This window comes from Nocardiopsis synnemataformans (genome assembly GCF_965343085.1).
Lineage (GTDB): Bacteria > Actinomycetota > Actinomycetes > Streptosporangiales > Streptosporangiaceae > Nocardiopsis > Nocardiopsis alborubida.
The window spans coordinates 1-25,050 of the sequence record NZ_CBDRFA010000053.1 but is presented as its reverse complement, the minus strand read 5'-3'; the positions used below and the strand labels follow the sequence as shown (position 1 = coordinate 25,050).

24 protein-coding genes are annotated in these 25,050 nt (G+C 71.6%); 11 read left to right on the top strand and 13 right to left on the bottom strand.

Annotated elements, in window-relative coordinates; translation table 11 throughout:
* Positions 1-184: 184 nt before the first annotated feature.
* Positions 185-979: a VOC family protein gene (locus tag ACSIH6_RS26310; protein ID WP_435111022.1), complete on the top strand. Its 795-nt coding sequence runs from the start codon at positions 185-187 to the stop codon at positions 977-979.
* Positions 980-1,144: 165 nt separating this feature from the next.
* On the opposite strand, the gene ACSIH6_RS26305 is transcribed toward ACSIH6_RS26310, so the two are convergent.
* The 3 genes from ACSIH6_RS26305 to ACSIH6_RS26295 form a co-directional block, all read right to left on the bottom strand.
* A complete protein-coding gene (locus ACSIH6_RS26305; protein WP_435111021.1) occupies positions 1,145-2,716 on the bottom strand; it encodes a long-chain-fatty-acid--CoA ligase in 1,572 nt (523 codons plus the stop codon).
* Between the two features lie 136 nt (positions 2,717-2,852).
* Positions 2,853-3,881: an amidohydrolase family protein gene (locus ACSIH6_RS26300; RefSeq protein ID WP_435111019.1), complete on the bottom strand. Its 1,029-nt coding sequence runs from the start codon at positions 3,879-3,881 to the stop codon at positions 2,853-2,855.
* A gap of 45 nt (positions 3,882-3,926) precedes the next feature.
* Positions 3,927-4,766 (bottom strand): EamA family transporter, encoded by an 840-nt coding sequence (locus ACSIH6_RS26295; protein ID WP_435111017.1) that lies wholly within the window; start codon positions 4,764-4,766, stop codon positions 3,927-3,929.
* A gap of 591 nt (positions 4,767-5,357) precedes the next feature.
* Between ACSIH6_RS26295 and ACSIH6_RS26290 the strand changes: the two genes are divergently transcribed.
* Complete coding sequence (locus ACSIH6_RS26290) at positions 5,358-7,859, top strand: FtsX-like permease family protein (protein ID WP_435111015.1); 2,502 nt, start codon at positions 5,358-5,360, stop codon at positions 7,857-7,859.
* A 28-nt stretch (positions 7,860-7,887) separates the two neighbouring features.
* Complete coding sequence (locus ACSIH6_RS26285; protein WP_435111013.1) at positions 7,888-8,631, top strand: ABC transporter ATP-binding protein; 744 nt, start codon at positions 7,888-7,890, stop codon at positions 8,629-8,631.
* 14 nt (positions 8,632-8,645) lie between these two features.
* Here ACSIH6_RS26285 and ACSIH6_RS26280 read toward each other — a convergent pair whose 3' ends face one another.
* A complete protein-coding gene (locus tag ACSIH6_RS26280; protein WP_435111012.1) occupies positions 8,646-9,251 on the bottom strand; it encodes a response regulator transcription factor in 606 nt (201 codons plus the stop codon).
* 115 nt (positions 9,252-9,366) lie between these two features.
* On the opposite strand from ACSIH6_RS26280, the gene ACSIH6_RS26275 reads away from it, so the two are divergent.
* Both ACSIH6_RS26275 and ACSIH6_RS26270 read left to right on the top strand, forming a co-directional pair.
* Positions 9,367-10,533: a sensor histidine kinase gene (locus ACSIH6_RS26275; RefSeq protein WP_435111010.1), complete on the top strand. Its 1,167-nt coding sequence runs from the start codon at positions 9,367-9,369 to the stop codon at positions 10,531-10,533.
* A 123-nt stretch (positions 10,534-10,656) separates the two neighbouring features.
* Positions 10,657-10,953, top strand: a complete 297-nt coding sequence (locus ACSIH6_RS26270; protein WP_435111008.1) for a DUF4287 domain-containing protein — start codon at positions 10,657-10,659, stop codon at positions 10,951-10,953.
* Positions 10,954-11,150: 197 nt separating this feature from the next.
* Here ACSIH6_RS26270 and ACSIH6_RS26265 read toward each other — a convergent pair whose 3' ends face one another.
* Both ACSIH6_RS26265 and ACSIH6_RS26260 read right to left on the bottom strand, forming a co-directional pair.
* On the bottom strand, positions 11,151-11,333 hold the full coding sequence (locus ACSIH6_RS26265) for a DUF397 domain-containing protein (protein WP_435111006.1): 183 nt from the start codon (positions 11,331-11,333) through the stop codon (positions 11,151-11,153).
* 11 nt (positions 11,334-11,344) lie between these two features.
* Complete coding sequence (locus ACSIH6_RS26260) at positions 11,345-12,196, bottom strand: helix-turn-helix domain-containing protein (protein WP_435111004.1); 852 nt, start codon at positions 12,194-12,196, stop codon at positions 11,345-11,347.
* Positions 12,197-12,372: 176 nt separating this feature from the next.
* On the opposite strand from ACSIH6_RS26260, the gene ACSIH6_RS26255 reads away from it, so the two are divergent.
* From ACSIH6_RS26255 to ACSIH6_RS26235, 5 genes are all read left to right on the top strand, one after another.
* Positions 12,373-12,732 carry a hypothetical protein gene (locus ACSIH6_RS26255; protein WP_435111003.1) on the top strand — a complete coding sequence of 120 codons (360 nt, stop codon included), beginning with the start codon at positions 12,373-12,375 and terminating at the stop codon, positions 12,730-12,732.
* The gene (locus tag ACSIH6_RS26250) at positions 12,729-13,013 is read left to right on the top strand and encodes a hypothetical protein (RefSeq protein WP_435111002.1); all 285 of its coding nucleotides are present in this window, start codon (positions 12,729-12,731) and stop codon (positions 13,011-13,013) included. The genes ACSIH6_RS26255 and ACSIH6_RS26250 overlap by 4 nt, the downstream gene beginning before the upstream one ends.
* Positions 13,010-13,354: a hypothetical protein gene (locus ACSIH6_RS26245; protein WP_435111000.1), complete on the top strand. Its 345-nt coding sequence runs from the start codon at positions 13,010-13,012 to the stop codon at positions 13,352-13,354. Before ACSIH6_RS26250 ends, ACSIH6_RS26245 begins: the two co-directional genes overlap by 4 nt.
* A complete protein-coding gene (locus ACSIH6_RS26240) occupies positions 13,351-13,599 on the top strand; it encodes a hypothetical protein (protein WP_435110999.1) in 249 nt (82 codons plus the stop codon). The genes ACSIH6_RS26245 and ACSIH6_RS26240 overlap by 4 nt, the downstream gene beginning before the upstream one ends.
* A gap of 496 nt (positions 13,600-14,095) precedes the next feature.
* Positions 14,096-15,388, top strand: a complete 1,293-nt coding sequence (locus ACSIH6_RS26235) for an MFS transporter (RefSeq protein ID WP_435110998.1) — start codon at positions 14,096-14,098, stop codon at positions 15,386-15,388.
* 188 nt (positions 15,389-15,576) lie between these two features.
* On the opposite strand, the gene ACSIH6_RS26230 is transcribed toward ACSIH6_RS26235, so the two are convergent.
* The 4 genes from ACSIH6_RS26230 to ACSIH6_RS26215 all read right to left on the bottom strand — a co-directional run bounded on the left by ACSIH6_RS26230 (position 15,577) and on the right by ACSIH6_RS26215 (position 19,543).
* Positions 15,577-16,317 (bottom strand): anti-sigma factor, encoded by a 741-nt coding sequence (locus tag ACSIH6_RS26230; protein ID WP_435110997.1) that lies wholly within the window; start codon positions 16,315-16,317, stop codon positions 15,577-15,579.
* Positions 16,314-16,925: a sigma-70 family RNA polymerase sigma factor gene (locus ACSIH6_RS26225; protein WP_435110996.1), complete on the bottom strand. Its 612-nt coding sequence runs from the start codon at positions 16,923-16,925 to the stop codon at positions 16,314-16,316. The genes ACSIH6_RS26230 and ACSIH6_RS26225 overlap by 4 nt, the downstream gene beginning before the upstream one ends.
* A 250-nt stretch (positions 16,926-17,175) precedes the next feature.
* The gene (locus tag ACSIH6_RS26220; RefSeq protein ID WP_435110995.1) at positions 17,176-17,823 is read right to left on the bottom strand and encodes a fasciclin domain-containing protein; all 648 of its coding nucleotides are present in this window, start codon (positions 17,821-17,823) and stop codon (positions 17,176-17,178) included.
* A gap of 76 nt (positions 17,824-17,899) precedes the next feature.
* On the bottom strand, positions 17,900-19,543 hold the full coding sequence (locus tag ACSIH6_RS26215) for a molybdopterin-dependent oxidoreductase (protein WP_435110993.1): 1,644 nt from the start codon (positions 19,541-19,543) through the stop codon (positions 17,900-17,902).
* A 293-nt stretch (positions 19,544-19,836) separates the two neighbouring features.
* Between ACSIH6_RS26215 and ACSIH6_RS26210 the strand changes: the two genes are divergently transcribed.
* Positions 19,837-21,441 carry an OmpA family protein gene (locus ACSIH6_RS26210; RefSeq protein ID WP_435110992.1) on the top strand — a complete coding sequence of 535 codons (1,605 nt, stop codon included), beginning with the start codon at positions 19,837-19,839 and terminating at the stop codon, positions 21,439-21,441.
* A gap of 110 nt (positions 21,442-21,551) precedes the next feature.
* Here ACSIH6_RS26210 and ACSIH6_RS26205 read toward each other — a convergent pair whose 3' ends face one another.
* The 3 genes from ACSIH6_RS26205 to ACSIH6_RS26195 all read right to left on the bottom strand — a co-directional run.
* On the bottom strand, positions 21,552-22,265 hold the full coding sequence (locus ACSIH6_RS26205) for a hypothetical protein (RefSeq protein ID WP_435110990.1): 714 nt from the start codon (positions 22,263-22,265) through the stop codon (positions 21,552-21,554).
* Between the two features lie 202 nt (positions 22,266-22,467).
* Entirely contained in the window at positions 22,468-23,871 is a 1,404-nt protein-coding gene (gene lpdA / locus ACSIH6_RS26200) for a dihydrolipoyl dehydrogenase (protein ID WP_435110988.1), read from the bottom strand.
* A 197-nt stretch (positions 23,872-24,068) separates the two neighbouring features.
* A partial coding sequence (locus tag ACSIH6_RS26195; protein ID WP_435110987.1) for a VTT domain-containing protein occupies positions 24,069-25,050 on the bottom strand: 982 nt, incomplete at its 5' end.

Below are 25,050 nucleotides of genomic sequence, written 5' to 3'. Positions count from 1 at the left end.
TCAGCTGCGACACAGGTCCTTCGGAAACTTGGACGGGTCCTGGTTGACGTGGGCGCTGAGACCCTGTTCCCGGACGGTCTCGGCAACGGTGAGTTGTGTGAGACTTTGCCCCTCCGATCCCCGGAGCGCCGCCGGGTCGGGACAGACTCGAAGGGTGGTGTGTCCGCTACGGAGAGGGGCAGCGATGATCACCACCGACTTCATGCCCGGAACGCCCTGCTGGATCGAGGTGTCCTCGCCCGACGTCGAGGCCTCGGCGGCCTTCTACCGTGAACTGTTCGGCTGGGAGGCCGTACCGCCGGGCCCCGACAGCGGCGGTTACCTGATCCTGCGCCTGGACGGTGCGGCGACCGGCGGTCTGGGGCCGCTCTGGGGCGAGGGTGAACGTCCGTCGTGGACGGTCTACTTCGCCGACCCCGACGTGGACGACACGATCATCACCGTGGAGCGCCTCGGCGGAACCATGGTGGTGGAACCCTTCGACGTGTGGGACTTCGGCCGCACGGCGCAGTTCTTCGATCCCCAGGGCGGCTACTTCGGCCTCTGGCAGGCCGCCAGGATGCCCGGGATCGAGGCCGTCGACCGGCCGGGCAGCCTGTGCTGGACGGAGCTGTGGACGCCCGACGGGGACGGGTCACGCGACTTCTACACGCGCCTGTTCAAGTGGGGCCTGACCGGCTTCGACCTGCCGGGTGAGGCGGGCACGTACACGATCCTCACCCCAGCGGGGGCGGGACAGGAGCGCGCGCACGGCGGGATCATGGCGGTCGATCCCGCCCAGCTGACCGACAACGGCGGGTCCGCCGACTGGCACCCGGTCTTCGCGGTCGACGACTGCGACGCCGCCGCGGAGAGGGTCAGGGCCGCGGGCGGCCAGGTGTACACGGGGCCGGAGAGCACCCCGGGCGTGGGGCGGCTCGCGGTCTGCTCCGACCCCTTCCGGGCCGGGTTCGTCCTGCTCGCCCCGTCACCGGACTGATCCGTCACCGGACTGATCCGTCGCCGGAGTGGCGCGGACGCCGTTCGCGGCACCTGGCGGGTAGGGCGGCGCCGCGGCCGGTACGCCGGACCGCGGCCCTCCGGCCGAGGCACCCCGTCCCCGTGGAAAAGGGGGTGGGGGAGGGCCCCGGCCGGAACCCGGCGGCTACTGCCGGGACACCGCGGACGCGCCCCCGCGCAGGACGAACTTCTGGATCTTGCCGGTGGCCGTCTTCGGGAGCTGCTCCACGAACTCCACCCGCGTGGGCGCCTTGAAGTGCGCCAGGTTGTCGCGGGCGAAGGCGATCAGTTCCTCCTCCGTGGCCGTGGCGCCCTCGCGCAGGACCACGGACGCCTTCGGCGACTCGCCCCAGCGCTCGTGCGGCACGCCCACGACGGCCGCCTCCAGCACGGCCGGGTGCCGCAGCAGGACCCCCTCCACCTCGACGGAGGAGATGTTCTCCCCTCCGGAGATGATGACGTCCTTGATCCGGTCCTGGATCTCCACGTACCCGTCCGGGTGGGTGACCGCCGCGTCGCCGGTGTGGAACCAGCCGTCGCCCATGGCCTTCCGGGTGGCCTCCGGGTCGTCGTAGTAGCCCTTCATCACCACGTTCCCGCGCACGGTGATCTCCCCGACCGTCGTGCCGTCCCAGGGAACCTCGACGCCGTCGGCGTCCACCACCCGCAGTTCGCCGGAGGTGATCAGCTCGACCCCCTGGCGTGCCTTGACGGCGGCGCGGTCGCGCGGGGACAGGCCGTCGTGCTCGGCGCGCGGCTCGCACACGGTGATGAACGGCGTGGTCTCGGTCAGCCCGTAGACATGGGTCACGGTCCACCCGAAACCGTCCTCCAGGCGTTCGATGGTGTCGGCGGCGGGGGAGGCCCCGGCCGTCACCACGTGCACGCCGGACGGAACCTCGCCGCGCACCTCCTCAGGGGCGTTGGACAGCATGATCAGCACGGTGGGGGCCGCGCACAGCCAGGTGACCCCCTCGGAGCGGATCAGCTCGTACACGGTGGCCGGGTCCATCGCGGGCAGGCACACGTGGGTGGCGGCCGCGGCGGTCACCGTCCACGTGTAGGTCCAGCCGTTGGCGTGGAACATCGGCAGCGTCCACAGGTACCGGTCGTCGATGCCGATCCGCAGGTGGAGCAGGGTGCCCACCGAGTTCATGTACGCGTTGCGGTGGGTGATCATCACGCCCTTGGGTCGGGCCGTGGTGCCGCTGGTGTAGTTGATGGTCAGCAGGTCAGTCTCGTCGATCCCGGGACGGGTGTAGTCCGCCGTGGCCTGTGCGACGAGGGCCTCGTAATCCTCCCAGCCGGGGCGCGCACCCTCCAGGGCGACGAACCGCTCCACGCCCGGCATCTGGTCGCGGACGCCGTCCACGGCGTCGAGCTGGTCGGCGTGCACGCACAGGACCCGGGCTCCGGAGTGGTTGACGATGTAGACGAAGTCGTCCGCCGACAGCCGGAAGTTGACCGGTACCAGCACCGCACCGAGCTGCGGCACCGCGTAGAAGGACTCCAGCTGGGCGTGGGTGTTGGGGGAGATGTAGGCGACGCGGTCGCCCTTGGACACCCCCATGCCCTGGAGGGCGGAGGACCAGCGGTCGCAGCGGTCGAAGAACTCCTCGTAGGTGAGCCGGAGGCCACGGTCGACCACCGCCTCGCGCCGGGGGTGCAGTCTTCGGGTACGGCGGGCGAACTCCAGGGGAGTCAGGGCGAGTTCCATGGTGCCGGGTGCCTTTCCGCGTCGGTGATGGCGGGTGGTGGTCGGGGGCGGCGGAGGCCGAAGGCGGTCGCCCCACGACCACCATCACCGGACGGTCGTCGGCTGTCCAGCGCCCGTTGCCGGAAGCCGGTGGCGCTCAGAGCCCGAACAGCCGGGCGGCGTTGCCGTACAGGACGCCCCGCAGCCAGTCCTCGCCCAGGTCGAGCCGGGACAGGGCCCGGAGCTGTTCGAGGTAGGGGTGGGGGATGTTCGGGAAGTCCGTGCCGAGCAGGATCCGGTCCGCGACGCCCTTCAGGCGGGGCACCTCCTCGTCGGGGAAGGGCGCCCAGTCCTTGGAGAACTCGGTGAACACCATCGTGGTGTCCAGGTGGACACGCTGGTGGCGCTCGGCCAGGTCCAGGAACGCGCGGTAGTCGGGAGCCCCGGCGTGGGCGATGACCGCGGTGAGCCCGGGGTGCGCGCGCAGGGTCTCGGCGAAGGGGCCGGGGCCGGTGAAGGGGCCCGCCTCGGGGCTCGAACCGCAGTGGACCACCACGGGCGTGCCCGCGTCCGCGAGCAGCCCCCACACGTCGGCCAGCAGAGGGTCACGCGGGTCGTAGCGGCCGACCTGGAGGTGGGCCTTGAACACGCGGGTACCCGCGTCCAGCGCCGCGGCCACGTAGTCGCGGGCCTCCGGCTCGGGGTAGAAGGTGGCGCTGCGCAGGCAGTCGGGGTTGCGGTCGGCGAAACCGTTCGCCCAGTCGTTGAGCCAGGCGGCCATGCCGGGGCGGTGCGGGTAGGAGAGGGCGGTGAAGTGCTGAACCCCGAAGCCCCGGAGCAGGGACAGGCGTTCGTCCTCGTCGAAGCGGTAGGTGATCGGCCACAGGCCGCCGAGGGCGTCGAAGTGGGCCCACACCTTGCGCAGCACGTTGTCGGGCATGAAGTGCGTGTGGACGTCGATGAGCCCGGGGAGTCCCAGGTCCTGCCAGACCGCGCGTACGGTGGCGGACTCGGGTCCGTGGTCGGGTGTGGACTCCACCGCGTGGGCGGGGCCGGTTCCGGAACCGGTGTCAGTGGCGGTGGCGACGGTGGCTGTGGCTGTGGCTGTGGTGGTGGCGGTGGTGGCGGTGCGCGTCAGGGTGTCCGTCGTGGTGGCGGACCCGGCGGGGGTCGAGGCTCGTGTCACGCCGGAAACGATACGGGTAAGCGCTGGTCAGAGTCATGAAGACGCTCAGAAAGTCAGAAGGAGAACTCCGGTCACGACGATGGCGGAGGCGGCGACCCGTACCGGGCCGAACCGCTCCCCGAACAGCAGCGCGCCCAGCAGCGCGGCGAAGACGATGCTCGTCTCGCGCAGCGCGGCGATGCCCGCGACCGCGCCGGTCAGCTGCGCCCACAGCACGAGCCCGTAGGCGACCGCGCTGACCACGCCGCCCAGGACCCCGAACTTCCAGACCGGCTTGAGCTGGCGCGGGAGTGCGCCACGGCGGGTGAACACCGCCACCACGAAGAACACCGGCCCCTGAAGGACCATGAGCCACGTGATGTAGCCCAGCGGGTCCTGGGTGAGGCGAACCCCGTAGGCGTCGACCACGGTGTAGACGGCGATGCTGACGCCGGTGGCGAAGGCCGCCAGCAGCGCCGGGAGCTGTGCGCGGGAGGGGCGGCCGCCCGCGAACACCAGCGTCGTCAGCCCGGCGGAGACGACCAGGACCCCGGCCAGGTCGGACGGGGGCATCGACTCGCCGAGGAGGACGATGCCGGTCAGGGCGACCACCCACGGCGCGGTGCCGCGCGCCATCGGGTACACCTGGCCGAACTCGCCGGTCCGGTAGGAGACCATCAGCAGGCTCATGTACAGCAGGTGGGTGACCAGCGAGGCGAGCAGGACCGGCCAGGCCTCGCGCGGCGGCAGTCCCACGACCGGGAGCAGAGGCAGGGCGGCGAGCATCCCGCCGAGGCCGATCAGGGCGAACCCGAGCAGGCGGTCGGTGATGGAGTGGGCGATCGCGTTCCAGCCCGCGTGCAGGAGCGCCGCGAGCAGGACCACGGCCACGACCCACGGGGTCATGGGGCGGAGAGGGAGGACGGGGAGGGCGTCCGGCGGAGCGCGGGTGGAGGAAGCGGGCTTGGGGAAGGCATCGGGGGCGGAGAGGGCATCCGGTAAGGCTAGGCGGTTGTCCACAGGCCGGGGAGCACGGGGTGGCACGGGGGTGCGGCGGGCATACCTGTCACGGGGGACGTGTTCCACGGCGCGGAGGCCGGGCACCCCCATCAACAGCATGCTCCTCCCGGGAGTTGTCCACCACCCCACTGCCCCGCCTGTGGACAACCCTGGCCGTTCGCGGGTGCCCGTGGTCGTGTGGACAACTCTGGCCGTCCCTGGCCGTCCCTGGCCGTCCGCGGGCGCCCGTGGTCGCCTGTGGACGACCTCGGCCATCTGTGGTCACCCGTGGATGACCCTGGCCGTCCGCGGGCACCCGCGCTCACCCGTGAACGCCAGTGGACACCCGAGGACACCTCTCCCTAGTCTCCTGCCGCGGTGGCCCGCCATCCGTGCGAAACGCATGCCGAAGTCGTGAGAAACGCGCTTGAGCTGCGAAAAGCCGATGCCCTAGGTTGATCGGGCCCCTTCCCCGAGCGGAGAAGAGCCCTACCCCCCATGCGTGTGATCCCGGCCTGGCTCGGATGGCGTTCAGTGCGCCACCGGCCCGGCTCCTTCCTGGGCGCCGCGGTCGTCCTGACGATCGCCACCGCACTCGTGAGCGGCCTCGCGTTCGTCTACTTCTCCGCCGAACGGCAGGTCCCCACGGTCGAGCGCTTCGACGGAATCCCCCTCGTCGCGGTGCCGGAGCGACCGGGCGGCCTCGGCGTGCCCCTGGAGACCGCCGAGCGGATCGCGGACCTCCCGGAGACCGCCGAGGTCGTTCCCGAGGTCACCTTCCCGGCTTCGGTCGTCGGTCCCGGGACCGGTGCGCTCCGGGTCCAGGGCACCGAGCACTCCTTCGGGCACGGCTGGGGCAGCGCTTCGCTCACCCCGTTCGCCATGGCCGAGGGATGGGAACCGGGTCCCGGAGACGTGGTGGTCGACCGGCGGCTGGCTGAGGCGGCCGCTCTCGAAGTCGGCCAGAGCGTCGACCTCCTGGTGTTCGGCCAGGTCAAGGAGTACCGGGTGTCCGGTATCGCGGAAACCGAGGTCGCGTGGCGATACCAGTCCGCCCTTTTCTTCGAGGACGCCCACGCCGCCGAACTGCGGGGACACGGTGACGCCCACGCCGACGCCCTGGGCATCCGACCGGCGGACGGGGTGCCCGTGGCCGAGGCCCGAGAAGCGGTCGCCGAGCTGCTCCCCGCGCCCCACACCGCCCTGTCCGGGGCCGAACGGGGACTGGCCGAAGGCAACATCGACCCACGGGCCGACCGGGCCACCGCTCTCTCCATGAACACGTTCCTGCTCGCGGTCGCGGTCGTCGCCACGGGGGTGGTCGCGGGTGCGATCGGGCTGTCCGTGCGCTCACGCGGTCGGGAGGTCGCCGTGCTGCGCGCGGTGGCCGCCACTCCCGGCCAGATCCGTCTCATGGTGGCGGGCGAGGCCGCGGTGCTGTCGTTGGTCGCCCTGTTCGTCGGACTGCCGCTGGGCGGGCTCCTCGCGGAGTGGTTGGCTTCGGGCGGCCTGGGGCTGGAGACCGGGCTCAGCGCCGCCTTCCAGGTCCATCGTCCGGTGACGGCCGTGCTCTCGTCGGCGGCGATGGTGCTGGTCTCCGCGCAGTTCGCCGCGTTGCTCGCGTCCAGGTACGCCCTGCGTGTCCGTCCCTCGGACGCGTTCGCCGACGCCGTCACCGAGGGGACACGACCGAGCCGATGGCGGACCGGCGGGGGAGCGGCCCTGCTGGCAGCGGTGTTCGCGGGCTGTCTGGCCCTGCCCCGGGTCGGTCCCGAGGGCACGCCGGGTGAGGCCCTTGCCTTCGCCCTGTCCCTGGCGGCGGTGATCGGTGCGGGAATGGTCGCTCCGGGCGCCCTCGGCGCGGCCTCAGCGGGGGCGCGCGCGTTGGTGCGGAGACTCCGTCCCGGGAGCGCCGGGCTGGCCACGGCCAACGTGGCCTTCCACCACCGCCGGTTCGCGGGCGCCGTCAGCGCGTTCCTGATGGGAACGACGATGGTCGGCGCGTTCCTGGGCGGCCAGACCTATCTCAACTGGCTGGCGGGCGAACGCGCCGTCGCCCACTTCTCGTCTGATCTGGCGGTCGTGGCCGGAGACGGTGACGTGTTCGACACCCGTGCGCTGGAGGAGGTCCGCGGCACGCCGGGGGTCCTGGCGGCGACGGCCTCGTACGAGGTCCCGGTCACGTTGACGGCGCGGGGGTCCGAGCCGGAGGACGAGACGGTCACGGTTCTGGACGGCGACGCCGCGGAGGTGGTCGATCTCGGCATCACCGAGGGCGGTCTCGACCCCGGTGACGGGGACGCGGTCGCGGTCCTCACCTACGTGGCCGAGGCGCATGGCGTCGGAGTGGGTGACCGGCTCACCGTGATCGGCCCCGGCGGGGAGAGGGAACTCCTGGTCACCGGAACCTACGAGGGCGGGTACCTGAACCGCTCGCTGGCGGTCGGCCGAACCGCCGCCGAGCACCTGGGCGTCGCCCCGGGGCGCTACGGCGAGGTCCACCTGACCGTGGACCCGTCGGCGGGGATCGGAGCGGTCCGCGATGCCGTGCCCCTGGAGGGGGCGGTGCGTGACCGCGACGGTATCCGCGCGTCCGCGGTCGAGGAGTGGGCGGAGCTGAACAGCCCCATGACCAGCATGGTCGTCATGGTGGGGTCGTTCCTGGCCCTGGGGGCCGCCAACGCCGTCAGCATCACCCAGTTCGACCGGGGACGGGAGTTCGCGGGCATGCGCGTGCTCGGCTTCGGCTGGCCCCGTGTCCACGGGGTGGTCGCGTGCGAGGTGGTACTGACGGTCGGGCTGCTGTTCGTGTTGGCGGCCTCGGTGACCTTCGGGGTGACCGCGTCCCTGGGATGGGGCCACGGGGGACCGGAGACGCTGCTGGCGGCCTTTCCCGGAGGGCGGCTGCTCGTGTTGGGAGCCGGAACGCTGGTGCTTTCGGTGGCGGGTGCCCAGCTCGTGGTACGCGCGGTGAGCAGGAACGAGGACAGGGACGAATGACGTGACACGTGTGGGAAGGCGGGGAACGGTGCGGCGGGAAGCGGACGGCGGTACTGCGGTACGGCTGGAGGCGCTGTGGAAGGTGTACGGGGCGGATCCGGCCGAGGTGGTGGCTCTGAGGGACGTCACGGTCGGGTTCGGGGCGGCCGAGTTCACCGCGATCATGGGGCCGTCGGGGTCGGGCAAGACCACCTTGCTCCAGTGCGCTGCGGGTCTGGTCTCCCCCACCCGAGGGACCGTGTCCTTCGGCGGTACCGACATCGCCGGGATGAGGGAACGGGATCTGGCGGTGCTGCGGAGGCGGCGGATGGGGTTCGTGTTCCAGTCGTTCAACCTGCTGCCGTCTCTGACCGGGAGGGAGAACGTGGTGCTCCCGCTCCAGTTGGCGGGGCGCGCGGTGGACGCCGCGTGGGTCGACGGTGTTCTGGACCGGACCGGAGTCCGCGCGCACGCGGACCGTTTTCCGCACGAGCTGTCCGGCGGGCAACAGCAGCGTGTGGCGATCTGCCGGGCGCTCGTCACCCGGCCCGAGGTCGTGTTCGCCGACGAACCCACGGGTGCCCTGGACAGCCGCACCGGTGAGGCGGTCCTCGGAGTGCTGCGGGGGGCGGTGGACGAGCTGGGGCAGACGGTGGTCATGGTGACGCACGAGCCGACCGCCGCCGCGCACGCCGACCGGGTGCTGTTCCTGCACGACGGTCGGATCGCCGGAACCCTGGAGCGGCCCACCGTCGAGTCGATCACCGAGCGTCTGGCGCGGACGGCCTGGTGACCGCTGGGAGGAGGTCAGATCCAGCCGTTGCCGGTGGCGATCCGGAACGCGTCAGCCCGGTTGCGTGCCGCGAGTTTGACCGTGCACGAGCGCAGGTGGTTGCGTACCGTTCCCTCCGCCAGCGACAGCGCGCGGGCGATCGCCGGAGGCGGTTCCCCGTCGGCGGCGCGGCGCAGGATCTCCGCCTCCCGGGAGGTGAGCGGACTGGCGCCGTGACTGAGGGCGTCGGTGACCACGTCCGGATCCAGGACCCTCTCCCCTGCGTGGACGCGTCGGACCGCGTCGGCCAGTCGGTCCGGAGAGGCGTCCTTGGCGACGAAGCCGAGCGCTCCCGAGGCCACCGCCCGCCGGAGGTTGGCCGGGGTGGCGTAGCTGGTGACGAACACGGTGCGGCAGCCGGGCAGCGCCTCGGCGAGGCGTTCGGCGGCTTCGAACCCGCTGATGCCGGGCAGACGGACGTCCAGGATCGCCACGTCGGGACGGGTCTCCAGGGCCTGGGCGACGACGTCCTCGCCGCGAGCGCACTCGGCCACGACCGTGATGTCCGCGTTGAGGGAGAGGACCTGGACCAGGGCCTCGCGGAGGATCACCATGTCTTCGGCCAGGAGCACGTGAATCACACCCGGTTTATACCAGTGGGAGGCGAGGGGCGCGCCACTCTCGGGACCCGCCGGGAACGCGCGGTACCGGTGCCTGTGGTGGTGCCGGTCCCGGACCACCGCGGGGAGGTGGGTGATGGGTGCGCCGGAGCATGACCCGGACGACGCCAGGTTCCGCGGCCTCGCGGCACTGGCGCCTGTGGCTGCCCTGCTCCTGGTGACCGGTTGCGCTCTGCTGGTCGCCATGGACGGTGGGCACGATCCCCTGGTTCCGGTGTGGGTGTCGTGCGTCGGATTCGCACTGGTCGCCGTGGTCTTCGGCGCGCAGGTCCACGGTGCGGCGCTGTCCCGTCGGTCGTCCGCGCGGTACTGGCTCCTTGGCGCCCAGGCGGTACTGACGGTCCTGCTGGTGGCGGACGGATGGCTGTGGCACGGGACGACCGGCCTGCTGGCGGGTGCGGTGTTGTCCGCGTTGAGGCCCGGAGCGGGGGTCCCGGTCGCGTCGGCGCTCACCGCGGCGGTGCCGGTGGTGTCATGGCTGCTGGCGCTGTCGCCGGAACAGTTGGCGCACTGGCTGGCCTGCCACACGGGGGTGGGGTTGGGGGCCTGGGTGCTGGTACGGCTGGTGTCGCTGGTGCGACTCCAGTGGAGGGGACACCGGGAAGCGGTACAGAACGCGCGGGAGCGCGAACGCGCCCAGATCGCCTCCGGTCTGCACGACGTGCTGGGGAGGACGCTGGTGGCGATAGCGCTCAAGGGCGAGGCGGTGCACGGCCTGGTGGAACGGGCTGGCCGTTCGCAGACGGGTCCTGGTTCGCAGACGGGTCCTGAACCGTGGTCGGAGCTGCGGCGCCAGGTGCGTGGTCTGGTGGACCTGGTCAGGGACGCACGCGCCGACGTGCGTTCGGCGGTCGCGTCGTCGTGGAGCACGACGCTCGTGGAGGAGGTGGCGCTGGCGGGCATGGTGCTGGCCGACGCCTCCGTGGACTGGTCCGCTGACGTCCGGGCGGAGGAGGTCCCACCGGGGGCGGAGTGGGTGCTGGCGGCGGCGCTGCGCGAGGCGGTGACCAACGCGCTGGTGCACAGCCGGGCCACGCGGGTGCGGTTGTCGGTGGGCGTGGCGGACGGGTGCGCGGTGCTGAGGGTGGCCAACGACGGCGCCGACCCGGAGGCGGTTCCCGTGGTGTACGGAACGGGTCTGCGGGGTGTGGCGGCGCGCTGCTTCTCGGTGGGAGGGCGAGCCGGTACGGAGGTGGATCCGGAGGGGTGGTTTGTTCTGACCTGTCGGGTTCCAGTGGAGTAGGGGCGGTGTCTGTGCCCAGCGCTGGAGGCCGGTGCCGGGGGCGTGACGAAGGCCGCTGCCGCTGCCGCCGGAGTGTCGTAGGCGCGTGTGAGCATCGAGACCTGCCCAGTTGAGGAGGCCCCCATGTCGTTCCAGGCCTATCTGGATGCCGTCGAGGACAAGACCGGTCTGACCCCGCGCGCGCTCGTCGACCGCGCCAAGGAGAAGGGCTACGACGACCCTTCGGCCAAGGCGGGCACCATCGTCCAGTGGCTGGCCGAGGACTACGGACTGGGGCGCGGCCACGCGATGGCCCTGGTCCACGTCATCAAGAAGGGTCCGCAGATCAGCGCCAAGCACGTGGGCACCACCGGTACCCATCGGGACGCCTCCACCGAGCTCTGGCTCGACGGCAGGGCGACCAGGCCGCAGACGGTCTGAGGCCGCGCGACCCTGCCCGCCCAAGCCCGTTCCCACCGTTCCGCCACCGCCGGAAGCCCGGAACGGTTTGGTCGAGCGGAACCGGGAACCGGCTGGGCCACGGTCTGGGCGGGTGTCCGCCTCGGCCGGTAGACTCGGCGCGGGATGAATACACGGAAGCCCCCACCCTCTGCGGATGGGGGCTTCTGCATGTCCGCCTACGCCTCCTGGCGGGCCGTGTTGATCAGTGCCCGCCACTCAGCGGCCGGGAACGCCAGTATGCCCGCGTCGCGGTTCTGGGTGTCACGGATGACCGACACGCCGGGGGCATCGGCGACCTCCACACACGCGGCCTCGTTGGCGGAGTAACTCGACTTGCGGAACTCCAGGGATGAATACACGGTGCCCTCTCCTAGTCGGTGATCATGCTCTTGATCAGGTCGATACTGGCGTCCTTGGCCAGGGCGTCGGCAGCGACATCATCCAGCGCAAGCCGGTAGTCGGCCACCTGCGCTGGGGAGTCCAGGTAGGTTCCGCGGCCACGGGTCTCCAGGTAGACGAGGCTGGGGTCGCGCTCGTCGTCGTAGTCGAGGAGCACCGTGGACCCGTGCATGCAGCCGTGCAGGCCCACGCCGATCGGCAGCACCTGAAGCGTGACCGTGTTGACGGCTTCGGCGACGTCCACCAGGTGCTGGAGCTGGTCGCGTGCGAGATCTGGAGTCGCGGCCAAGCGGAGAAGCACGGCCTCGTCAAGGACGCACCGGAACTCCGGAGAGCTAGGGCTGGTGAGAAGCTTCTGCCGCTCCATCCTGGCCGCGACGATACGCTCGATCTCCTCCTCCGTGCGTGCGAGGGACGCACGGGCGGACGCGGCGGCGTAGGCCGGTGTCTGAAGTAGCCCGTGCACGACGATCGGGTGGAATGCCGAGATACGGCGGGCGCGCGCCTCGAACCCCACGTACCCGTCGTCGAGAACATCTTCGAAGTCGTGCCACCACGGCCGCTGTCGGGCTTCCTTGCGGAGCGCGAGGAGGGCCTCCTGCCGGGCCGGGTCCGTCACCCCGTAGAGGCCCATGAGGGCTTTGAGCGCGGAAACGTCGGGAACGGAATGGCGTCCGCCCTCAATGTGGTTGAGGCGGCCGGAGGACCAGTCCAGCGCGCTGCGGGCTTCCTCGACGGTTATGCCCATGGCCTCGCGTAGGCGTCGCAGCTCTGCGGCGAACCGCCTCCGCTCGATGCTGGGTCGGTCTTTCTGAGGTGCCACGTCTGCCTTCGCTGGGTGGTCGGTTGCCCTCTGGATCATAAAGCTCCTCACCAGAAGTGGGCATAGCGGTCAGTCTGACAGTGTCCTATTGACTTGTCAGTCTGACAGGGTCAATATGATCCTGTATTCATCCCTTGCCGGTCCTCCCAACCGGCGCCCGACCGAGGAGTCGCCTCGTGCGATACCTGTTCCTGATCGCGTCCGCGTTGTGGCTGGTCGCCCGCGCGGCCGCCCACGCCGTCCGCCGTCGCGCGGCCCGTGTTCGGCGGTACGCCGCCGCCCCGCTTCCGCCCCGTCCGCACGTCATCACGGGCCCGATCCCGCTGATCCTGCCCAGCCAGACCACCGGCACGGCCGCCCCGCCGCTGCCCGCTCCGAAGACGCTGCCCTGGCAGGTCCCCGCTCCCACTCCCGCGCCGGTGGACGTTCTCCAACGCCGCTGCGAGCAGCAGCCCCGTGACCGTCACCGTGACCTTTACCGCGGCCGCCACCGTGACCGTCACTGCGGACGTCACCGTGCGGTGGTGGTCGCATGACCCGCGAACGGAAGAACCGGCCGCCCGACCTGACTGACCTGTCCGACCTGGTCGAGGCGCTCTCCGAAACCCTGTACGTGCCGCGCCCGTTGCAAGCCAACCCGGAGACGGAACGGCAGTTCCACGCCCTGCTCCGCGACCGCGTCGCGCACGCCCGCGACGCGCTCCTGAGCCTGCGGGGCGAAGGCAGGCTTCCGGACCTGGGAAGGCTGGCCGGGTGGCTGTACATCCACGCGGCTGAGCCGCCGTACAAGGTCGTCTGGGACGAGGACGCCCCATGATCCCCCGGGCGTGCCGTGAGGCCGCGCTCGACCGCGACTGCCGACACCACGTGTGCACGGAGGACGCCGGGCACGACGGTGAGCACGTGTCCCTGCGCGGTTACCGGTGGGAGACGCCCACGGTGACGCTGGCCCGTCTCCGCGCGACCTGGGGGCACACGCATCACGTGGCCTGGACCGGCTCGTACTGGGTGGCGACCGCCCACGACCGGAGCGCCCCGCACCGCTCCCACGTCGAGCCCACCCCCGAACTCCTGGAGCGCGAGCTCCGGGAACAGACCGGACGCTCGCGGGTGCCCGCACAGCTGTCCCGCCACAATCACCCTCAGGAGAGCCGATGACCGGGCACAAGCGCCCCCGGCGTCCACCGGTCCACGACTCCCGGCCGCTCACCGCCGATGAGGAGCACGCCGTCGAGCGCCAGGGCGACTGTCTGGCGTGGGTGCGCGAGCAGAACCCTCCCGACGGCGGACCGGGCCTGCTCACCGACGGTGTGCGTGGCGGGAACCCGGGCGGCGGGAACCTGTGCGGCGGGAACCCGGGCGGCGGGGACCTGCGCAGCGGGGGCCCGGGCAGCATCCGCTAGACCCCCGCGCGGCCGGACCGGACGTCCCCGGACCCGTCCGGCCGCGCGGGCCCGAAAGCCCCGTGGCCGAATCCGGCCACATCCTCCGCACGCCCCGCGGCGGCCTCCGACGCCCTTTTCCGCCGTCGTCGCTGGCAGCCGTTCCCCGATCCCGTTCAACCCATCCAACTCACCTCTCACACGGAACCCGACACACCCCACTTCCCCCTTCCTGCGCGCACCGGCCCGTGCCGCCCCGTACTGACTCGAAACCCGCGTTTCCCCTGTTCAGGGCAGGCGATAAGCCGGGAAAGCAGCCACACGCACCCCAAGCCATCCCTGTGTGACTACGGGACTACACCACTCCCGGAGTGGATTTTCCAGATGTTCTCTACCGTGCGGAGTACAGAACCAACAAAGCTCACTAATGCGGGCAATGCGCGCATAATGACGGAATGAGAACCACACCCCTCGACAGGTCCGCCGCGCGGCCCTGCGGACGGGGCAGTCGATCGCGATGACGGCGGAACAGGACCGCCCATCCCGACCCCCCGGCCAGGCCCCGCCGGTCGGCAGCGCGGAGCGGTTCGTCCCCCTCGCCCGCAACCGCGACTTCCAGGTGCTCTGGACCAGCCGGTTCCTCGCGGGGCTGGGCAAGGAGAGCGGCGAGATCGCCTACCCCCTCCTCACCCTCCTCCTCGCGGGATCGGCGGCGCAGGCGGGCGTCATCGGGGCGGCCCAGGTCACCGTGGCCATGGTCACCGCCGTCCTCGGCGGTTCGCTCGCCGACCGGACCAACCGCCGCACGGTGCTGCTGTGCTGCGACCTCGGGCGGCTCGCGCTGCTCTCCCTCTTCACCGTTCTCCTGCTCACCGATAACGTCACGTTCACCGTCATCGTGGGCGTCGCGGTCGGCTCCGCCGCGCTGATGGGCGTCTCCAACCCCGTCGCGATGGCCTCCGTCAAGCAGTTGGTCCCCGCCTCGCAGATGGCCGAGGCCTCCGCCCAGAACCAGGTCCGCCTCTTCAGCACCACCGCCCTCGGCGCGCCCTTCGCCGGAACCCTGTTCGGCGTTGGCCGGGTCTTCCCCTTCGCCGCCGAGGCCCTCGCCTACCTGGTGTCGGCGGCCCTGGTGCTACTCATCCGCCGCCCCATGCAGGCCCACCAGACCGACGTGCCGGAACCGTGGACCCTGCGCGGAGCGGTCAGCGGGTTCACCGTGCTGGCCAGACATCCGATCCTGCGGCCGATGATCTCGTGGATCGTCGGATTCAACCTCACCTACACCCAGACGGGCGCCTTCCTGGCCCTCATCGCGACCGCCGAGAGCCAGGGCGCCAGCCACTTCCAGATCGGGCTGACCGTCTCCCTGGCCGGATCCGGCGGCCTGCTCGGCGCGCTGTGCGCCGGGGCGGTCATCAGGTGGGTGCGGCCTTCGGCCATCTTCCTCGCCGCGGCCTGGGCCGCGCCCGTGTGCGCGCTCGGGCTGCTGTTCGCGCCCAACGTGATGTTCCTCGGGGTGCTGGTGGGCTGCGTGTTTGCCATCGTGCCCTGCGTGAACGCCGTGTTCTACGGTTACGTCGCCGCGTCGGTCAGCGACCGCCACCAGGGCCGCGTCCTGGGCGCCGTCACGTTCATGGCGCTGGTCTCCCAACCGGTGGGCATCCTCGGCGTCGGGGTGATCTTCGACCACGCCGGACCCGCATGGGTGTTCCTGACGATGGCGCTGGTCTCGGCGCTCGCCGCCCTGTTCAGCCTCTCCCCGGTCATGCGCGACCTGCCCCGGCCCGAGGAGGTGGCCGTGGCCTGACCGCGGCCCCGCCCCCCGAAGGGGCCGAGCGGTCAGGCCACGGCCGGTCTGGTGTCCGGACCGCCGCCCAGGGGTGGCGAGAGGGCGGTCTGGCTCGGGCGCCGGTCACCGATCATCCGACGACCGAACGGAAGCCGGTCGCCGCTCAGCCGGGAGCCGAACGGCGACCGGTCCTCAGCCCTCACCCCTCACCCCTCGAAGGGCATCGCCATGAGCGGATCGGAGGTGGGCTGCTCGGAGCCGCCCTCGGGCTCGACGGTGACGGCCACGCCCCCGGTCGCCTCGTCCTCCGGCGCGGCCAGCACCGGGAGCACGAAGCCCGACTCGTCCACGGAGAGCACCCCGGCCGAGTACACGCTGCCGTCGTCACGGGTCAGCCAGAGCTGGTAGTCCTCGTCCTCCAGCCGCTCCAGGCCGTGGGCGCTGAACACCAGCCGCCCGCTGCTCTCGGAGTGCACCACGGTCACGGACACGCCCTCCATGGGCTCGGCCGTGGTGTAGTCGGAGTTCGGGTCGGAGAGCACCGCCGCGATCTGCCGCTCGTTCTCCCGCAGGTCCCGCACCTGGCGCACCTGGTCGACGACGACCGCTCCCAGGGCGACCATGACGGCCAGGCAGGCGGCCAGCACCAGGCCCAGGCCCCGGGTCCAGCGGCCCCGTCGCGGCATCGGCAGGCGCTCGGGCGCGGGGGCGAGCTGGCGGGTGCGCGCCACCTCCTCCAGCACGCGCTCGCGCAGTTCGGCGGGTGGCGTGCCCGCGGCCGCGGTGCCCAGAAGCGAGACGGTCTCGGTGAAACCGCGGGTCTCCTGCACGCAGGAGTCGCATTCGGCCAGATGGTCCTCGAACCGCACGCTCTCACTCGGAGACAGGGCGCCCAGGGCGTAGGCCCCCGAGAGGATGTGCGGGTCCTGGCCCAGTGTCCTCCTCACCACTCCACCCCCAAGCAGTCCCGCAGCCGGATCAGGCCGTCGCGCATCCGCGTCTTCACGGTGCCCAAGGGCGTCGAAAGCAGGCGGGCCACCTCACGATAGGTGTATCCGCCGTAGTAGGCCAGACGCACGGACTGGCCCTGGAGTTCGGTCAGTGTGTCGAGACAGCGGCGCACCCGCTCGCGCTCCAGACGGTTCGTGGCCTCCTCGGCCACCTCGTCGTAGGGGCGCTGCGTGCTCGCCGCCGCCACCCTGGCCTCCCGGTCGGTGGCGGCCTGCTCGGAGCGGACCCGGTCCACCGCCCGGCGGTGCGCGAGCGTCATCACCCACGCCTGGGGGCTGCCGCGACGCTCGTCGTAACGGCAGGCGGTGCGCCACACCTCCACCATCACCTCCTGGGCGACCTCCTCGGACTGTGCGGGGTCGCGCAGCACACGGCGCACCAGCCCGTACACCGAGGGGATGATCAGGTCGTACACCTCGCCGAACGCGCTCTCCTCACCACGGGCCACCTGGCGGAGCAGCTCCGTGAGCCGCTGGGCCGGCGGAACCGGCGGCTCCGCCCCCGCCCTGCGGGGGCCCCGGGGTATCGCGGCGTGCTCGTCCATCCGCTCCTCTTCCTGGTGGTCCTGCGTCGCTGCCTCGTCCGTGCGCTCCGCGGGTCCGGGTGTGTTCCGGGAGACCCTGACCCCTCCAGAATCGCACGTCAGCCGTGCCATCCGGCTGTTCCTCCGCCGCGCGCCCGGCGGGGCTCCGTGGAGTCCACGGAGCCCCGTGCGCTCGCAGGGGTGGCGGCGGGCCCGGACGGCCCGGCGTCAACGCTCGGACCGCCCGGGGGTCGCACCGTGCCGGAGGCCGTTAGGCGGGCATCAGCACGCCGTCGATGATGTACACCGTGGCGTTGGCCGTCTGCACGTTGCCGCAGATGACGGCCGCCTCGCCGTTCACCGTGAACTCCTCGCCGGAGCCCTCGGTGGTGACCTCTCCGCCCTGGAGGGAGGTGAACGTGCCGCTCTCCAGGTCGGCCGGGGTCTGACGGCCCTCGACCACGTGGTAGGTCAGCACCTCGGTCAGCTGCTCCTGGTCGGCCAGCAGCGCGTCGAGGTCCTCCTGCGGGATCGCCTCGAACGCGGGGTTGGCCGGCGCGAAGACCGTGATGTCCTCGGCCGAGTTGAGCGTGTCGCCCAGCTCCGCCTCGGTCACGGCCGTCACCAGCGTGGACAGCACCGGGTTGTTGGACGCGGCGGTGGCGACCGGGTCGTCCGCCATGCCCTCGAAGCTGCCCTCGCCGTCGGCGGGCACCTCGGCGCAGCCGGAACCGAAGTTCTCGCCCGCCATCTCGGTGGTGCCCTCCTCGCCGCCCATGTCGCCGCCCTCGGACTCGCTCGTGGTGGGCGTCTCCTCGGTGGCCTCCTCCTCGCCGCCCATGTCGCCGCCACAGGCGGTCAGACCGAAGGCGAGCGCGGCAGCGGCGGCTGTGATGGTGAGGCTGCTCTTGCGGATCATTGTTTTCTCCTTGAACTTGGTTAACTTCTGTTTGCTCACGTCACCGACTTGCGCCGGTGCTGGTCGAGGGGTACGTCTACTCGGCGGTGAACCGGATGCTGTGCCAACCGGTGGCGCCGTTGGGGATGGGATCCACCCGTTCGGCGGGCTGCGTGAACCCGGTGGCGTCGGTGGCCCGGGCCTCGACCGAGTGCTGGCCGGGTTCGACCGTGGTCTCGGCCACCCACTGGACCCAGGTGTCGATGCCGGGGACCGCGGCGAGTTCGGCCCGCTGCCACTCGCCCCCGTCCACGCGCACCTCCACGGCGTCGATCCCGCGGTGCTGCGCCCAGGCCACTCCGGCCAGGACGACCTCTCCGGCGTCCACCCGGCCCAGGGGCGAGGGCACGTCCACGCGGGACATGGTCTTGATGGGGGCGCGCACGGCCCAGCCGCGCTGCGCCCAGTAGGCCTGCTCGTCGGCGAAGCGGGTCAGCTTGATGTCGGTGACCCACTTGGTGGCGCTGACGAACCCGTAGAGGCCGGGGACGACCATGCGCGCCGGGTAGCCGTGCACGTGGGGGAGGGGTTCTCCGTTCATGCCCACGGCCAGCAGCGCGTCGCGCCCGTCCATGACGACCTCGGTCGGCGTGCCGCAGGTCCAGCCGTCGTCGGAGGTGCTGAGGATCTGGTCGGCTCCCGACCGCACGCCCGCGCGCCGCAGCAGGTCGGCCAGGGGGAAGCCCAGCCAGCGGGTGTTGCCCGCGAGGTCGCCGCCGACCTGGTTCGACACACAGGTCATGGTGATGTCGGCCTCGACGAGCTCCTCGGCGAGCAGTTCGTCCATGTCGATCTCGAAGGGGCGGTCCACCATCCCGTGCACCCTCAGCGTCCACCGGGTGGAGTCCAGCCGGGGAATGGTGAGGGCGGTGTCGATCCGGTAGAACTCCTGGTTGGGCGTGGTGAAGGGGGTCAGCCCCGGAACGCCCAGATCGGTCGCGGCGGGCAGTGGCGGCAGCGGGTTCGCCGCCGGGGGAAGGACGAGGGCGGAGCGGGAGCCCGCGCCGCCGCCGAGGGTCGGCAGCAGGCGCCCGAGGACACCGGCGGTTCCGGACACGGCCAGCACGCCCGTCGCGGTCAGGACGAAACCGCGTCTGCCCGGGCCCTGGTCCGGTCCGGCCGCAGGAGGGGGAGGAACCTCCTCCGCGTCCGCCGGTGTCTTCGGGCTCCCCATCCCTCGTGGTCCAGGGTCCGCGTCGGACCGGAGCATCCCGCGTGCGCTGCGCACCAGGAGCGCCAGGGCCAGAGCCCCCGCGACCGCCCCGACGAGCACGGGCACCGGGGCGCCCGGGTCGTCGGAGCGGTGCGGAAGCACGGCGGCCAGCCCGACCGCGGTGAACACCGCCAACCCCGTGTACCCGGCGAGGGGCCGCCGAAGCGACGCCGTGCCGAGTACGGCCCCGACACCCAGAAGGACGACGATGATGCCGGCCACGAGCACGACCTTGTCGGCTCTGCCCAGCAGATCGATCGCCACCTCCACCAGGGAGGGCGGTGTGATGTCGACGACCGTGTCGCCGACGGCGATCACCGGAGACACGGTTCGGAGGAGTCCTGCGGCCAGCTCGGCGGTACCCAGTGAGGCGCCGACCGTGAGCAGCCCCACGACTGATCCGACGACGACCCGTCGCCTGTCGCGTGGCGGGGTGTTCCCGCGTGTCTCGGTGGTCACGTCGGTCATTCGGGGCCGACGCGGGGGCGGATGGGTGTTTCCGGAGAATTTTTTTCGATCCGCGCGAAGAAGTCCGTGACCTGCGACGACGCGGTGCCGCCGATCGCCGTCGGAGCGGTCCTCGTCGGCCGCCGCCCGTCCGGGAACCGTCCGGGGCTCCCGCGCCGACCGGGCGCCCCCACACAGGGCACCGCCCGCCAAGCGGACGTAACCCGCCAACAGGGGGCAGGGCGGTCGGTTCCGCCCCGCGCGTGCAGGAGGATGTTGCCCGTACGTCTCCTCAACGATCGGAGTTCCCCCACATGGCGAGGAAGTCGCCCCTACCCCTGGTCGCGCTGGCGGTCTCGGGCAGCCTCCTGCTCAGCGGCTGCACGGTCACCGAGGGGGTGTCCGACTGGTGGTCCGAGACGTTCGGAGACGCGTCGGGCCCGCCCGAGGTCAGGGAGGAGTTCCCCTACGTCCGCGAGGGCCGCGTCTTCCAGGACACCGGTCGGGACAACGAGATGCGCTTCGCCGTCACCGGCCTGGAGCGCACCGACGACTACACCGTCATGTACTACGAGGTCACCTACCTCGACGAGTTCACCGGACCCAACCGGAACATGAGCATGGCCCACACCCTGGTCGACCCGCTCACCGGCCGCGTCTACCGGCAGTTCCTGGACGAGGAGGGCCTCAAGTACGGCTCCGAGAGCCCCAACCAGGACGGCCTCTACCCGGTCCACGACGGGGTCACCAACGAGTACGTGCGCTACTTCCCGCGCCTGCCCGACGAGGTCGGGCAGGTCACGTTCGTCGGCAGCGGGCTCGGGGCCATGACCGGAATCCCGGTTGTGGACGTGGAGGAGGAGCGGGCCGACCCGCAGGACCCCAACGGGGCCGACCACCTCACCCCGGACGACCCGCCGCCGAGCGGGGAGAACCTCACCTTCGCCAACCGCCGTCCGGACGGGGACGCGGTGGCCGACGAGGGCTGGGTGCAGAGCTTCGTGGACTCCGAGATCGCCTCCACCACCCGCGACGGCGACCGGGAGATCATCTCCCTGCACTCCGACGTCATGTTCGAGTTCGACCGCTCGGACCTGACCCCCGAGGCCGAGGACGTGGTGCGCCGCGCGGCCACCAGCCTGGCCCGCAACGTCGATCCCGACGAGCCCGTCATCACCGTCATCGGCCACACCGACAGCATCGGCGACGACGCCTACAACGACGACCTGTCGGTGCGGCGGGCCGAGAGCGTGCGCGACCTGCTCGCCGAGGAGCTGGGCACCGACTACACCCTCGAGGTGGAGGGCCGCGGCGAGCACGAGCCGATCGCCCGGGAGGGCGGCCCCGACGACGACGAGGCGCGGGCGCGCAACCGGCGCGTGGAGTTCTCCTACGTCTTCAACACCACCGTGGCCGCCACGGAGGAAGAGGAGTACGACGACGACGGCCTGGGCGCCGCCCAGCGCAACGTCACCTGGCCCGCGCCCTACGACGACGACCCGGGGTCCGTGGTGGCCGAGGGCGAACTGGACGGGGTGCGCCTGGAGGTCTACCCGCTGCGCCGCGACGGCGCGTACGTCATCGGCACCGTGGCGCTGACCAACACCACCGACGAGCCGACCATGCCCGACATGGGCGGTCAGGAGGCCATCCAGGCGGGCGGCCCCGAGCAGTTCAACAAGGGCACGCTCGGCGGCTTCCAGCTGCTGGAGCCGGAGAGCGGCCTAGTGCGCTACGTGGCCCAGATGGACTTCGGTGAGGGGCGCTACAGCAGCTTCGCCGAGGAGGTCCACACGCTCCAGCCCGACAACACCTACAGCCTGGTCGCGGTCTTCCCCGCGCCGCCGGTGGACGTGGAGGAGCTGACCCTGCGGGCGGGCCCGTTCGGTGAGTTCGAGGAGATCCCCGTGGAGTACTAGGGAGCCGACCCGGGCCCCGTGCCCGGGTGCGGGGCGGGGACACCGGAACCGCCCGGGAACACGCGAGGGGGCCGCCGACCGGCGGCCCCCTCGGTCGTTCGCGCCGCGGATCAGCCCCGGATGCGCTCGGCGGCCAGCATGACCACCCGCTCCAGGTCCTCGCGCGGCACCTCCTCGCCGTGGGCGATGGCGGTGACGTACAGCTCGTCGGGCAGCGCCAGGTACAGGTGGCGGCTGGAGCCGTCCACGGTGCCCACGTACTCCAGGTCGCCGCCCAGGGAGTCGGACTCCTCGGTGTGGTAGGTGTCCACGTCCACGTCGATGTCCACCTCCCAGTTCATCTGCTCCTGCTCCCCGGGCACCCGCACCACGTCCGGGTTGGCGCTCGGGTCGGCGTTCAGGGTGAACACCAGCGTGAACGAGGACGCACCGGGTCCGGTGCTCCCGTCGCCGAACGAGCACACGACCTGCTCGGCGCCGTCGACGCCCTCCACCTCACCGACCTCCTCGGTGAGCACCTGGCCCGGGGCCAGCTCGCCGACCACCTCCGCGGCACCGGCGGCCGCGCACGACTCGGGCAGTCCGTACTCCGGCGCGGCCTGCTCCGGCTGCTCCTCCTCCGGGCTGGGCGAGGCTCCGGCCTCCTGCTCGGGGACCTCCTCACCGCCCCCGAAGGGCAGCTCCACGCCGTCTCCGAAGGACAGGTCCATCTCGAACTCGTCGAGGTCGATCACGCCGAAGCCGACGAGGACGAACCCTCCGACGACGGCGGCGGCGACGGCCGTGCCCAGGCACGACAGGGGAGTGGACGGGATCAGGCGCATGGATGGCTTTCGGTCGGGGGAGCACCGGAGTCCGGGGTGGGAATCCGGCGGGGACACACGAAACCTAGCAAGTCCCCGGAGCGCTCGCGGCAGCGGTCGCCGCCCGCCTCCGACGGTCGGTCCCCGCGCCGCGCGCCCCGGCCCGGACACGGCGCGGCCCCGCCGTCCTCCCGGAGTGGCGGGGCCGAAGACGACCGGTGCGTCACATGTTGATCATGTGACCGGCCAGGCCGTGCACGGCCTCCTTGACCGCCTCGCTGAGCGTGGGGTGCGCGTGGATGTTGCGCGCGACCTCGTGCACGGTCAGGTCCCACTGCTGGGCCAGGGTCAGCTCGGGCAGCAGCTCGGTCACGTCCGGGCCGATCATGTGCGCGCCGAGGAACTCCCCGTACTTGCCGTCGGAGAGGATCTTGACGAAACCGCGCGTGTCCCCGAGGCCGTGCGCCTTGCCGTTGGCCATGAACGGGAACTTGGCGACCTGGACGTCGAAGCCCGCCTCCCGCGCCTCCTTCTCGCTGTAGCCGAAGCTGGCGATCTGCGGCTGGCAGTAGGTGGCGCGCGGGATGAACCGGTAGTCGATCTCCTGGGTCTCGGCGCCCGTGATGGTCTCCGCGGCGACGATGCCCATGGCCTCGGCGGTGTGGGCCAGCATGAGCTTGGCGGTGACGTCGCCGATCGCGAAGATGTGCGGGACGTTGGTGCGTCCCCGGGAGTCGATGCCGATCGCGCCCCGGTCGGTCAGCTCCACGCCGGTCTTCTCCAGACCGTAGCCCTCCACGTTGGGGGCGAAGCCGATGGCCTGGAGGAGCTTGTCGGCCTCCAGGGTCTGCTCCTGGCCGTTGCTGCTGACGGTGACGCGCACGCCCTCGCCGGTGTCCTCGACCGACTCCACGCGGGTGGAGGTCATCACCTTGACGCCCAGCTTCTTGTAGGCGCGGCCCAGCTCCTTGGAGACCTCCTCGTCCTCGGTGGGCACGAGGCGGTCGAGGAACTCCACGATCGTCACGTCCACGCCGTAGTTGGCCAGGACGTAGGCGAACTCGACGCCGATGGCGCCCGCACCGGCGATGACGATGCTCTCCGGCAGGGTGTCGGTGAGGATCTGCTCCTCGTAGGTGACGACCCGCTCGGACAGCTCGGTGCCGGGCAGCAGCTTGGTGGAGGAGCCCGCCGCGATCACCGCGTGGTCGAAGGTGACGGTCTCGGTGGCGCCGTCCTCACCGCTGACCTCGACGGTGTGGTCGTCGGTGAAGGTGCCCCGGCCGTTCAGCTCGGTGATCTTGTTCTTCTTCATCAGGTAGTGGACGCCCTTGACCCGGCCGTCCGCCACCTCGCGGCTGCGGCTGTGCGCCTTGCCGAAGTCGAACTCGACCTTGCCGTCGACCTTGATGCCGAAGAAGTCGGCCTCGTTCTGGAACAGGTGGGCGAGTTCGGCGTTGCGCAGCAGCGCCTTGGAGGGGATGCAGCCCACGTTGAGGCAGACCCCGCCCCAGTACTTCTCCTCGATGACGGCGGTCGTCAGGCCGAGCTGGGCGGCGCGGATGGCGGCCACGTAGCCGCCGGGGCCCGCGCCGAGAACCACCAGATCGAAGTGTCGCTGTCCCATGACGGGATCTCCTTGAGTGTGTTTGTGACGCACCCAGCGCAGTCGGCTTGCCCGGGTTGTCGGATTGCCGAACGCCAGCCTAGCCGGGTGCCCCCGGCACGTGGGTGACCAGCCGCTTCCTTCACGGTACTTTCCGTGGAAGCGCCTGCTCACAGCGGGTTCCGTGCGCTCGGCGGCGGAGATCCCGGCCCGCGGTGTCAGCCCCGGGGGTCCTGCGCCGCCCCGTTCCCCTGCGCCACCCCGTCATCCTGCGTCGCTTCGGCCTCCTCCGCGGCCTTGGCCCTCTTCTGCGCGCGGTTCTGCTTGAACACGGGGACGAAGGCCATGATGACGACGATGCCCAGGGTGAACCAGAGGGCGTACCTGTCGACCAGCAGGACGATGTCGACACCGGTCTGGCCCGCCGCGTAGCCGACGGAGGCCACGGACGCGGTGAGGACCAGGGCCCCGAGGGCGTCCAGGAGGAGGAAGGGCAGCAGGCGCATCCCGGTCCAGCCCGCGATGACGAGGACGAGCACGGTGGGGATGCCCGGCAGGTAGCTGAGGATGAGCGCGACCGGCATGATCCACGGGCTCATGTCCTGTGCCCGATCGGCGAAGCGCTGCGCCCTGTCCCCCGGCGCGATGAGGTTGACGAGACCGCGGCCCCAGCGCCTGCCGACCCACCAGAACAGCCAGTCGATCTTCACCTTGCCGACGACGCCCGCCACCACGACCAGCCACAGGGGGATCTCCCCGATCCGCGCGAACGCCGCGGCCGCGCCGATCGCCGCGTTGCTGCCGGTGACGAACTCCAGCAGGACCGGGTGGTTGGCGATCAGGAAGGGCTTCAGCGGCGTCAGCGCCATGAAGAAGAGGGGAACGCCGACGAAGGCGGCCATCAGCGCCTTGTCCTGCCGGGTCGCCCTGCCCTTCCAGGGCTTGATCGCGCGCAGGGCGGCCCGGGCCTCCTCCTTCTGCGCCTCCTTCTCGGCGGCCTTGCGCTCCTCCGCGGACAGGGGCGCGCCACCCGCGCGCGGGGAGTCCTCACCGGTGTGCGCGGTCACGGACTCGGACGCGGACCCGGATCCGGACGCGGGCTCTGCGCCGGACTCCGGCCCGGATCCGGACTCGGCGCCGGGGCGGTCGCTGTTCACCAGACCCTCCCGGAGGATGCCCCGGCCTTCAGGCCAGGGAGGA

Bases quoted from the DNA above. Each gene is read 5' to 3' on its own strand.
- ACSIH6_RS26245 (WP_435111000.1), top strand. From the start codon at position 13,010: ATGATCCCCCGGGCGTGCCGTGAGGCCGCGCTCGACCGCGACTGCCGA.
- ACSIH6_RS26305 (WP_435111021.1), bottom strand. From the start codon at position 2,716: ATGGAACTCGCCCTGACTCCCCTGGAGTTCGCCCGCCGTACCCGAAGA.
- ACSIH6_RS26210 (WP_435110992.1), top strand. From the start codon at position 19,837: ATGGCGAGGAAGTCGCCCCTACCCCTGGTCGCGCTGGCGGTCTCGGGC.
- ACSIH6_RS26240 (WP_435110999.1), top strand. From the start codon at position 13,351: ATGACCGGGCACAAGCGCCCCCGGCGTCCACCGGTCCACGACTCCCGG.
- ACSIH6_RS26295 (WP_435111017.1), bottom strand. From the start codon at position 4,766: ATGACCCCGTGGGTCGTGGCCGTGGTCCTGCTCGCGGCGCTCCTGCAC.
- ACSIH6_RS26250 (WP_435111002.1), top strand. From the start codon at position 12,729: ATGACCCGCGAACGGAAGAACCGGCCGCCCGACCTGACTGACCTGTCC.
- ACSIH6_RS26270 (WP_435111008.1), top strand. From the start codon at position 10,657: ATGTCGTTCCAGGCCTATCTGGATGCCGTCGAGGACAAGACCGGTCTG.
- ACSIH6_RS26225 (WP_435110996.1), bottom strand. From the start codon at position 16,925: ATGGACGAGCACGCCGCGATACCCCGGGGCCCCCGCAGGGCGGGGGCG.
- ACSIH6_RS26205 (WP_435110990.1), bottom strand. From the start codon at position 22,265: ATGCGCCTGATCCCGTCCACTCCCCTGTCGTGCCTGGGCACGGCCGTC.
- ACSIH6_RS26235 (WP_435110998.1), top strand. From the start codon at position 14,096: ATGACGGCGGAACAGGACCGCCCATCCCGACCCCCCGGCCAGGCCCCG.
- ACSIH6_RS26215 (WP_435110993.1), bottom strand. From the start codon at position 19,543: ATGACCGACGTGACCACCGAGACACGCGGGAACACCCCGCCACGCGAC.
- ACSIH6_RS26310 (WP_435111022.1), top strand. From the start codon at position 185: ATGATCACCACCGACTTCATGCCCGGAACGCCCTGCTGGATCGAGGTG.
- ACSIH6_RS26220 (WP_435110995.1), bottom strand. From the start codon at position 17,823: ATGATCCGCAAGAGCAGCCTCACCATCACAGCCGCCGCTGCCGCGCTC.
- lpdA (WP_435110988.1), bottom strand. From the start codon at position 23,871: ATGGGACAGCGACACTTCGATCTGGTGGTTCTCGGCGCGGGCCCCGGC.
- ACSIH6_RS26290 (WP_435111015.1), top strand. From the start codon at position 5,358: ATGCGTGTGATCCCGGCCTGGCTCGGATGGCGTTCAGTGCGCCACCGG.
- ACSIH6_RS26275 (WP_435111010.1), top strand. From the start codon at position 9,367: ATGGGTGCGCCGGAGCATGACCCGGACGACGCCAGGTTCCGCGGCCTC.